Origin of the sequence: Xanthomonas sp. SHU 308, assembly GCF_000364645.1 — a bacterium.
Taxonomy (GTDB): Bacteria; Pseudomonadota; Gammaproteobacteria; order Xanthomonadales; family Xanthomonadaceae; genus Xanthomonas_A; species Xanthomonas_A sontii.
The window spans coordinates 1-8,192 of the sequence record NZ_AQOK01000559.1 but is presented as its reverse complement, the minus strand read 5'-3'; the positions used below and the strand labels follow the sequence as shown (position 1 = coordinate 8,192).

The 8,192-nt window shown below is 71.8% G+C and carries 11 protein-coding genes; 8 read left to right on the top strand and 3 right to left on the bottom strand.

Features of this window, described 5'->3' with window-relative positions; translation table 11 throughout:
• Together D588_RS0116495 and D588_RS0116490 are read right to left on the bottom strand one after the other, a co-directional pair.
• Positions 1-274, bottom strand: a 274-nt coding sequence (locus tag D588_RS0116495; RefSeq protein ID WP_043085462.1) for a hypothetical protein, incomplete at its 3' end; no start/stop codon positions are given.
• A gap of 11 nt (positions 275-285) precedes the next feature.
• Entirely contained in the window at positions 286-1,068 is a 783-nt protein-coding gene (locus D588_RS0116490) for an enoyl-CoA hydratase-related protein (RefSeq protein ID WP_026143797.1), read from the bottom strand.
• A gap of 160 nt (positions 1,069-1,228) precedes the next feature.
• Between D588_RS0116490 and D588_RS0116485 the strand changes: the two genes are divergently transcribed.
• From D588_RS0116485 to D588_RS0116470, 4 genes are all read left to right on the top strand, one after another.
• Positions 1,229-1,930, top strand: a complete 702-nt coding sequence (locus tag D588_RS0116485; RefSeq protein WP_017908716.1) for an FKBP-type peptidyl-prolyl cis-trans isomerase — start codon at positions 1,229-1,231, stop codon at positions 1,928-1,930.
• A 113-nt stretch (positions 1,931-2,043) separates the two neighbouring features.
• Positions 2,044-2,844: a DUF1289 domain-containing protein gene (locus D588_RS0116480; protein ID WP_017913753.1), complete on the top strand. Its 801-nt coding sequence runs from the start codon at positions 2,044-2,046 to the stop codon at positions 2,842-2,844.
• On the top strand, positions 2,841-3,722 hold the full coding sequence (locus D588_RS0116475; RefSeq protein WP_017916759.1) for a sulfurtransferase: 882 nt from the start codon (positions 2,841-2,843) through the stop codon (positions 3,720-3,722). Before D588_RS0116480 ends, D588_RS0116475 begins: the two co-directional genes overlap by 4 nt.
• An 87-nt stretch (positions 3,723-3,809) precedes the next feature.
• Complete coding sequence (locus tag D588_RS0116470; protein ID WP_087963686.1) at positions 3,810-4,715, top strand: DUF1684 domain-containing protein; 906 nt, start codon at positions 3,810-3,812, stop codon at positions 4,713-4,715.
• 166 nt (positions 4,716-4,881) lie between these two features.
• Here the strand turns inward: D588_RS0116470 and D588_RS0116465 are convergent, their stop codons facing one another.
• Entirely contained in the window at positions 4,882-5,457 is a 576-nt protein-coding gene (locus D588_RS0116465; RefSeq protein ID WP_017916757.1) for an N-acetylmuramoyl-L-alanine amidase, read from the bottom strand.
• Positions 5,458-5,479: 22 nt separating this feature from the next.
• On the opposite strand from D588_RS0116465, the gene D588_RS0116460 reads away from it, so the two are divergent.
• The 4 genes from D588_RS0116460 to D588_RS0116445 all read left to right on the top strand — a co-directional run.
• Positions 5,480-5,971 carry an MOSC domain-containing protein gene (locus tag D588_RS0116460; protein ID WP_017913757.1) on the top strand — a complete coding sequence of 164 codons (492 nt, stop codon included), beginning with the start codon at positions 5,480-5,482 and terminating at the stop codon, positions 5,969-5,971.
• On the top strand, positions 5,968-6,495 hold the full coding sequence (locus tag D588_RS0116455) for an alpha/beta fold hydrolase (RefSeq protein ID WP_017916756.1): 528 nt from the start codon (positions 5,968-5,970) through the stop codon (positions 6,493-6,495). The genes D588_RS0116460 and D588_RS0116455 overlap by 4 nt, the downstream gene beginning before the upstream one ends.
• Positions 6,496-6,509: 14 nt before the next feature.
• On the top strand, positions 6,510-7,013 hold the full coding sequence (locus D588_RS0116450; protein ID WP_043085464.1) for an N-acetyltransferase: 504 nt from the start codon (positions 6,510-6,512) through the stop codon (positions 7,011-7,013).
• 171 nt (positions 7,014-7,184) lie between these two features.
• The coding region (locus D588_RS0116445) for an ATP-binding cassette domain-containing protein (RefSeq protein WP_017916754.1) at positions 7,185-8,192 on the top strand (1,008 nt) is incomplete at its 3' end.

The following is an 8,192-nucleotide window of genomic DNA, read 5'->3' as shown; positions in this document are numbered from 1 at the left end:
CTGCCGCACGTCGCGCCTGGCGCGCGTTGGCACGGCGTTCCAAGCGCGCGCTGCGCGCCCGGTAGCGCGCACGCGCGGCCCACGCATCGCGCAGGCGCTGCTGCGCGGCCAGCACCTGCGCGCGCAACTGCGGATGCGCCGGATCCAGGCGATCGTCCTCCGGATCGGTGCCGCGGTAGTCCATCAGGCCGCCGTCGATCGCGGCATCCAGATCGTCGTCCAGGATCCAGCGCAGCAACTGCAGCGGCGTGGCGAGAGCGGGGGCGTGCGACATCGTGTGCGGGCTCAGCGGTTGCGGAACTGCGGCGGGCGCCGCTCCAGGAAGGCGCGGGTGCCTTCGCGCATGTCCTCGCTGGAGAACAGCAGGCCGAACTGCGCGGTCTCGTATTCCAGCCCCTGTTCGATCGCGCTTTCGCCACCGATCTGGATCGCGTCGAGGATGCCGCGCAGCGCCAGTGGCGCGGCATCGGCCAGTTGCTGCGCCAACTGCAGCGTGGTCGCCTGCAGGTCGCCGGCGGCGACCACGCGGTTGACCAGGCCCAATTGCAGTGCGCGCGCCGCGTCGATCGGCGCGCCGAGCAGGCACAGTTCCAGCGCCGCGGCGCGGCCGACCAGCCGCAGCAGGCGCTGGGTGCCGCCGAAGCCGGGAATCAGCCCGAGATTGATCTCCGGCTGGCCAAGGCGCGCGCCTTCGGCGGCCACGCGCAGGTGGCAGGCCATCGCCAGTTCCAGACCGCCGCCGAGGGCGAAACCGTTGACCATCGCCAGCACCGGCTTGGGCATTCGCTCGATCCGGCGCATCAGGCGCTGGCCCAGTTGCGAGAAATCGCGGCCCTGCACCGGTGTCAGTTCGTTCATCTCGGCGATGTCGGCGCCAGCCACGAAGGCTTTCTCGCCGGCGCCGGTCAGCACCACCACGCGGATCTGCGGGTCGTCCGCGGCCGCGGCGAAGGCCGCATCCAGCGCCTGCAAAACCTGGCGATTCAAGGCGTTGAGCTTGTCGGCTCGATTCACGGTGAGGATGCGGATCGCACCCTGGGTATCGGCGAGGACCGGCGTGCCGGACATGTGCATTCCTGGTTGTTAAAAAAAGGTAATGGGAACTCTGGGTGGGCCGCACCAGTCAGAGCAGCGTCGTCGGTAGCGGTTACGCGCCGCGGCGGCTATCCTAACGCGTCATCTCAGGCGGCACGGGCCGCCCTGTGCCACCACCCTGGAGAATTGTTTGATGAAGTTGCGTTCTATTGCGGTCGCTGTCGCGGCCCTCGCCCTGAGCGGCAATGCGTTCGCCCAGGACACCTCGTCCGAGAAGGGCAAGCTGAGCTATTACTTCGGCTACGACTACGGCAACAACCTTGCCGAACTCACCGGCCGCGGCGAGCAGCTCGATATCAATGCGGTGGTGAAGGGCTTGCAGGACGCCTACGCCAAGAAGCAGCCGGCGGTCAGCGCCGACCAGCTGAAGCCGGCGGTGGAAGCGTTCCAGAAGCGCGAGCAGGCCCGCGCTCAGCAGGCCAAGGCCGACTACGAGAAGGCCGCTGCCGAGAACAAGACCAAGAGCGACCAGTTCATGGCCCAGAACAAGGCCAAGCCTGGCGTGCAGGTGCTGCCCAGCGGCGTGCAGTACCGCGTGATCGAGGCCGGCAAGGGTGCCAAGCCGACCCAGGCCAGCACCGTGCAGCTGGAAGTGGCCGGTCCGTACCCGTTCGGCCAGCGTCCGGCGCAGGCGCGTCCGGCGCAGCAGATCCCGGCGATCAAGGTCAGCGAAGTCGAGATGCAGGCCATGCGCGACACGCTGCTGCAGATGCCGGCCGGCTCCAAGTGGGAAGTGACCCTGCCGCCGGACAAGGCCTACGGTGCCGACCCGCGTACGCCGTTCCCGCCGAACGTGGCGGTGCAGTTCGAGATCAAGCTGGTCAGCGTCAAGTAAGCACGCTGGTTCAGTGCACGACGATTGCGCCGGCAGCGATGCCGGCGCAATTTTTTTGGGCAGGCAACGACGGCGCCGACGAATCGCGCTAGGCTGGCAAGGTGTCGAATCCGATGGATCCCGTTCCGCATGCCCTGCTCACGCCCTGCATCGGTCTCTGCCGTCTCGATGCGCAGGGCTATTGCGCCGGCTGCCTGCGCAGCGGCGACGAGATCGCACGCTGGCGCGGCATGAGCGACGCCGAACGCCGCCGCTACATGGACGAGGTGCTGCCGGGCCGCGGCTGGTCGCCGTCGCCGGGGCAGCGCCTGGCCGAACGCGCGCACCTGTTGCGCGCACTGCACCCGCTGCAGCAGCCGCCGGCGGGGCCGGGCTGGAACCACCACGAGTTGCAGGATCTGTTGCCGGACGGCGCGCCGGTGGAAGCGGCGGTGCTGGCCGGCCTGGTGCCGCGCGCCGACGGCACCCATGTGCTGTTGACCCGGCGCACCGACAGCCTGCGTCACCACGGCGGCCAGGTCAGTTTTCCCGGCGGCCGCATCGAGGCCAGCGACGCCGATGCGGTGGCCGCGGCGCTGCGCGAGAGCGAGGAAGAGATCGCGCTTGCGGCGTCGCAGGCGGAGCCGCTGGGCTACCTGGATCCGTTCGTCACCATCAGCGGCTTCCGGGTGATGCCGGTGGTGGCGGCAATCGATCCGCGCTTCGTGCCGCAGCCGCATCCGGGCGAGGTGGCGGAGGTGTTCGAAGTGCCGCTGGCCTACCTGATGGCGCCGGACAACCTGCGCAGCATCGAGACCGATTACCGTGGACGCCCGCGCGTCGTGCTGGAGTACGGTTGGCCCGGCCAGCGGATCTGGGGCGCGACCGCGGCGATCCTGCTCAACCTGCGCCGCCGACTGGAGCAAGCCGCATGACCGCAACGTCCCCCGCATGGCACACCCTGGTCGAGGCGCCGACGCTGGCCGCCGCGCTCGACGATCCCGCGCTGCGCCTGGTCGATGCGCGGTTCGTGCCGGCGGCGCTGCTCGATCCTGCTGCGGCGGCGGCCGCGCGCGAAGCCTATGCGCAATCGCACCTGCCCGGCGCGGTCTACGCCGATCTGAACGCGGATCTGTCCGATCTCGGCCGTCCAGGCCTGGGCCGGCATCCGTTGCCGGACGACGCGGCGTTCGCGCGCACTCTGGGGCAGTGGGGCATCGGCCCGCAGCACCAGGTGGTGGTGTACGACGCCGGCGACGGCAGCATGGCCGCTGCCCGCCTGTGGTGGATGCTGGGCCTGCTCGGCCATCGCCGTGTCGCCGTGCTCGACGGCGGCCTGGCCGAATGGCGCCGGCTCGGCCTGCCGGAAACCGACGCGGCCTCCGTGCCGTCGCCGCTGCCGCCGTATCCGCAGGTCTTCGATGCGGCACGCATCGTCTCCGCCGAGGAGGTCGCCGCGCGTCTGCACGAGGCGCCGGGCTGGTTGCTGGATGCGCGCCCCGGCGAACGCTTCCGTGGCGAGGTGGAGCCGATCGACCCGCTGCCCGGGCATGTGCCCGGCGCGCTCAACCGGCCGCTGGCGCAGAACCTGCGCGACGGCCGCCTGCGTCCGGCGCAGGAACTGCGCGCGGAACTGCAGCCGCTGCTGCAGGGACGCGATCCGCGCGAGGTGGTGTTGATGTGCGGATCGGGCGTCACCGCCTGCCATCTGCTGCTGGCGCTGGAGCATGCCGGCCTGCACGGTGCGCGCGTGTATGCCGGCTCCTGGAGCGGCTGGATCGCCGATCCGGCACGGCCGCGCGCCATCGGCTAGGGCCGGCGCCGGTCCACACGGAACGCATGCACGATGGCACGCGACAGGGGCGGCACCATGCGCTGGCGTGAGGCCTGCGGGCTGGCGATGCTGCTGGGCCTGGCCGCCTGCGGCGACCGCCGCGCGTCGGCCGATGGCGCCGACGCCTCGCCACGCGCGCAATCTGCCACGCATTATCGCGAGGCGGTGGAGCGCAATCGTGCGCAGCGCCTGGCGACATTGCGTGCGCCGTCGGGCTGGTTGAGTTTCACAGGCTCCGGGCGTCTGCACAGTGGCCTGCACCGGGTCGGCAGCGCACCCGACAACGACGTGCAGTTGCCGGCCGGCCCGGCGCATCTGGGCATGCTGCAGGTGGATCCGCAGGAGGGCGTGCAGTTCCAGCCCGCGGCGGACGCGGCGGTGCAGGTGAACGGCCAGCCGTTCGCCGGTGGCCGCCTGGAGACCGACGCGGCGCACGACACCCAGACCCGCCTTGCGCTGGGGGCGCAGGAGTTCTACGTGGTGCGCACCGGCAACCTGTTCGGCTGGCGCTTCCGCGATCCGCAGGCGCCGGCGCGCGCGCGCTTCCGCGGCATCGACTACTTCCCGATCGATCCGCAGTGGCGGGTGGTGGCCGACTGGTATCCGGTGCCGGCGCCGCAGGCGATGGTGCTGCTCACCTCGATCGGCACGCCGCAGCCGCTGGCCCTGGTCGGCAGCGCTGAGTTCGTGCTGCGGGGGCGGCGCTACAAGCTGCAGATCCTGCGCGACGGCGCCAGCCAGCGCCTGTTCCTGCCGTTCTCCGACCGCACCAGCGGCCGCGAGAGCTATGGCGGTGCCCGCTATCTGTTCGTGCCGGCGCCGCAGGGCGACCGCATCGTGCTGGATTTCAACCTGGCGCAGAACCCGCCATGCGCGTTCACCCCGCACGTGGTGTGCCCGCTGGCGCCGGTCGGCAATCGCCTGGACGTGGCGGTGACCGCCGGCGAGAAGAACTACGTCGGCGTGCACTGAGCGCGCGTGGAAAATCGCGCAGGAGCGGCTTCAGCCGCGACCGGGCCGTTCCCGGTGAAGCCGGGGCGCGGCTGAAGCCGCTCCTGCGGGAGCGCGAGAATGCGACCCTGTCTGATACTCCATCGCGGCCCGAATCAGCCGTTCCAATCCACCGCCTCCAAGGCGGTCACACAGGCGGCGCATACGGCGCCAGCGTCACCGCCTCCAGCACCTGCGGCCAGGGGAAACGCGGTCCCGGATCCAGCTTGCGCTGCACTTGCCGCGTCGGATCGTCGCTGGCCGGTTCCAGGCTGCGGTCCAGCGCCTCGTGTCCGGCGATGTGGCGCAGCTGCGGCAACTCCGCGCGCAACTGCTGCAGCAAGCGGATCAGCGCCTGGATCTGCGCCGGGGGGTAGTCCTCGCGCATCGCCTGGTGGCGCGAATCCAGCCACAGCGGATAGCGCCCGCGGTTGACCAGTTCGATGCCCAGCGATTGCAGGTTGTAGCCGCGCACGTGGTGCGCAACGCGCTGCAGCGGCACATAGCGATGCACGCTGCCGTCGCGGTCGATGTAGAAATGGCCGCTGTTGCCGGTGCCCGACGGATACAGCACGCGTTCGCCGTACAGGCGCGCGCTGGCCAGGTCCGGCAACTCGGTGCAGTGGATCACCGCCAGCGTGATGCTGTCCGGCGCGCGCTCCTGCAGCAGGCCGACGTAGGGCAGGGGCGCATCGTGGATCGGCAACGACGAGGTGGGCGGCATGCGCGGATGCTAGCATTCGCCGATGACCCTGAATTCCGAAAGCCCGCTGGCGACCCTGCTGGCCACACTGCCGCGCGCCGGACGCGTGGAATGGATCGGCCTGCGCCCGGCGCGCGACGTGCCGATGCACGAGGTCGACGCCGCTGAGGCGCAGACCGAGGGCGGCCTGCACGGCGACCGCTACGCCGGCCGCAACGGCAAGCGCGGCGTCACCCTGATCCAGGCCGAACACCTGCCGGCGATCGCCGCGCTGGCCGGGCATGCGGCGGTGGCGCCGGCGACCCTGCGGCGCAACGTGGTGGTTTCCGGCATTCCGCTGATCGCCCTGAAGGGGCGCCGCTTCCGCATCGGCGAGGTCGAGCTGGAAGGCATCGCGCCGTGCGATCCGTGCTCGCGCATGGAGCAGGCGCTGGGGCCCGGCGGCTACAACGCCATGCGCGGCCACGGCGGCCTGTGCGCACGCATCGTGCAAGGCGGCACGCTGCGGTTGGGCGATGCGGTGGTGGCGCTGTGAGCCGCGGCCACTGCATCCTCTCGCACGGCTTCGAGAGCGGGCCGGACGCGATCAAGGTGACCGCATTGGCCGAGGTCGCGGAACGCCTGGGCTGGAGCCATTCGCGCCCGGACTACACCGACCTGGATGCGCGCCGCGACATCAGCCCGCTGGGCGACGTGCCGACCCGCCTGCAGCGCCTGCTGGAACTGGCGCAGGCGGCGGCGCAGCGCGGGCCGCTGGTGCTGGCCGGTTCCAGCCTCGGCGCCTACATCGCCGCGCAGGTGTCGCTGCACGTGCCGGTGCGCGGCCTGTTCCTGATGGTGCCGCCGACGCGGATGGGGCACATGCCGGCGCTGGATGCGGCACCGGTGCCGACCTCGGTGGTGCATGCCTGGCGCGACGAACTGATTCCCGCCAGTGAAGTGATCGCCTGGGCGCAGGCGCGTGCCGCGCGGCTGCTGCTGGTCGACGACACGCACCGCCTGGGCGAGCACGTGGCGACCTCGGCGCAGGCCTTCGCCGAGCTGCTGGAGCGCCTGTGAGCGCAGCCGACGACATGCTGTTGCGCGCCGAGCGGCCGGCCGACGCGGCGGCGATCGAGGCGCTGACCCTGGTCGCCTTCTTCCGCGTCGCGCACAGCCGCCACGACGAGCAGGACATCATCGAACGGCTGCGCGCGGACGGCGCGCTGACCCTGTCGCTGGTGATCGAGCACGAGGGCTACATCGTCGGCCACGTCGCGGTGTCGCCAGTGAGCCTGTCCGACGGCAGCCGCGGCTGGTACGGGCTGGGACCGCTGTCGGTGGGGCCGGGCCACCAGCGCCAGGGCCTGGGCACGCGGCTGGTGCGCGCGGCGCTGGCGCAGTTGCAGGCGCTGGGTGCGGCCGGCTGCGTGGTGCTGGGCGACCCGGCCTACTACGCGCGCTTCGGCTTCCATCCGGAACCCGGGCTGACGCTGCCGGGCGCGCCGGTGGAGGCCTTCCAGGCGTTGGCCTTCGGCGAGCGCCTGCCGCCGATGGCCGAGGTGGCCTACCACCCGGCGTTCCTGTCCGCGGCCTGAGCCAGCGCGGCGCGCCGTGGCCCGTCGCGGCCGCGTTGCGTTAGCATCGTCCCGCGTCCACTCCGATCGAGGATCCACGCCGATGCGCCATTGATGCCGCCGTCTTCGCGACGGCCCTCGTCCCACCTGCCGAGCGATCGGCGGGCACGACCGGCATCCATGGAGGTTCCCATGACGCATCCGCTGCTTGCGCTGGACAGCGCGACCCATGTTCTGCCCGACGGCAGGATCCTGTTCTCCGATCTGCACTTCGCGCTCGATGCGCGCCGCACCGGCCTGGTCGGCCGCAACGGCGTCGGCAAGAGCGTGTTCGCGCGCCTGCTTGCCGGCGAACTGACGCCCAGCGCCGGACGCTGCGTGCGCCACGGCCGCCTGCATTACGTGCCGCAGCAGATCGCGCCGGCGCCGCACGCCACCGTCGCCGACCTGGCCGGCGTGGGCGCGGCGTTGCGGGCGCTGGCGCGGATCGAGGCCGGCAGTGCCGACGTGGCGGATTTCGATGCGCTCGGCGAACGCTGGGACATCGCCCAGCGCCTGCAGGCGCAACTGCACGCGCACGATCTCGGCGCGCTGGAGCCGCACCGCCTGGCGGCCACGCTCAGCGGCGGCGAGGCGATGCGGGTGGCGTTGATCGGCGCTTGGCTGGCCGAGGCCGATGCGCTGATCCTGGACGAGCCGACCCTGCACCTGGACGCGGCGCAGCGGCAGCGCCTGCGCGAAGCGCTGCAGCGCTGGCCGGGCGGCCTGCTGGTGATCAGCCACGATGCGCTGCTGCTGCAGGACATGCAGCGCACGCTGGAACTGTCGCCAGGCGGGCTGCGCGACTACGGCGGCGACTACGCGTTCTACCTGCAGTGCCGGGCGCGCGAGCGCGAGGCCGCGCAGGCCGAACTGGCGCAGCACAAGCTGCAGCACGCGCGCGACAACGCTGCCTGGCAGGCGCAGCACGATCGACAGCAGCGGCGCAGTGCGCGCGGGCGGCAGCAGGCCGGCACGGCCAACCAGGCGCCGATCCTGCTCGGCCGGCAGAAGCAGCGCAGCCAGGACAGTGCCGGCAAGCGGGTGCGCGATCATCAGGCCACGCAGGCGCGCAGCCTGGAGCGCATCGCCGAGGCCGCGCGCCAGGTGCAGCCCGACGCGCCGGTGGCGCTGTTCGCGCCGCCGCCGGCCGATGCGGCC

Excerpts from the sequence above, each read along its gene's own strand:
- D588_RS0116475 (WP_017916759.1), top strand. The coding sequence starts at position 2,841 with ATGACCGCAACGTCCCCCGCATGGCACACCCTGGTCGAGGCGCCGACG.
- D588_RS0116470 (WP_087963686.1), top strand. The coding sequence starts at position 3,810 with ATGCTGCTGGGCCTGGCCGCCTGCGGCGACCGCCGCGCGTCGGCCGAT.
- D588_RS0116485 (WP_017908716.1), top strand. The coding sequence starts at position 1,229 with ATGAAGTTGCGTTCTATTGCGGTCGCTGTCGCGGCCCTCGCCCTGAGC.
- D588_RS0116465 (WP_017916757.1), bottom strand. The coding sequence starts at position 5,457 with ATGCCGCCCACCTCGTCGTTGCCGATCCACGATGCGCCCCTGCCCTAC.
- D588_RS0116450 (WP_043085464.1), top strand. The coding sequence starts at position 6,510 with ATGCTGTTGCGCGCCGAGCGGCCGGCCGACGCGGCGGCGATCGAGGCG.
- D588_RS0116460 (WP_017913757.1), top strand. The coding sequence starts at position 5,480 with ATGACCCTGAATTCCGAAAGCCCGCTGGCGACCCTGCTGGCCACACTG.
- D588_RS0116490 (WP_026143797.1), bottom strand. The coding sequence starts at position 1,068 with ATGTCCGGCACGCCGGTCCTCGCCGATACCCAGGGTGCGATCCGCATC.
- D588_RS0116480 (WP_017913753.1), top strand. The coding sequence starts at position 2,044 with ATGGATCCCGTTCCGCATGCCCTGCTCACGCCCTGCATCGGTCTCTGC.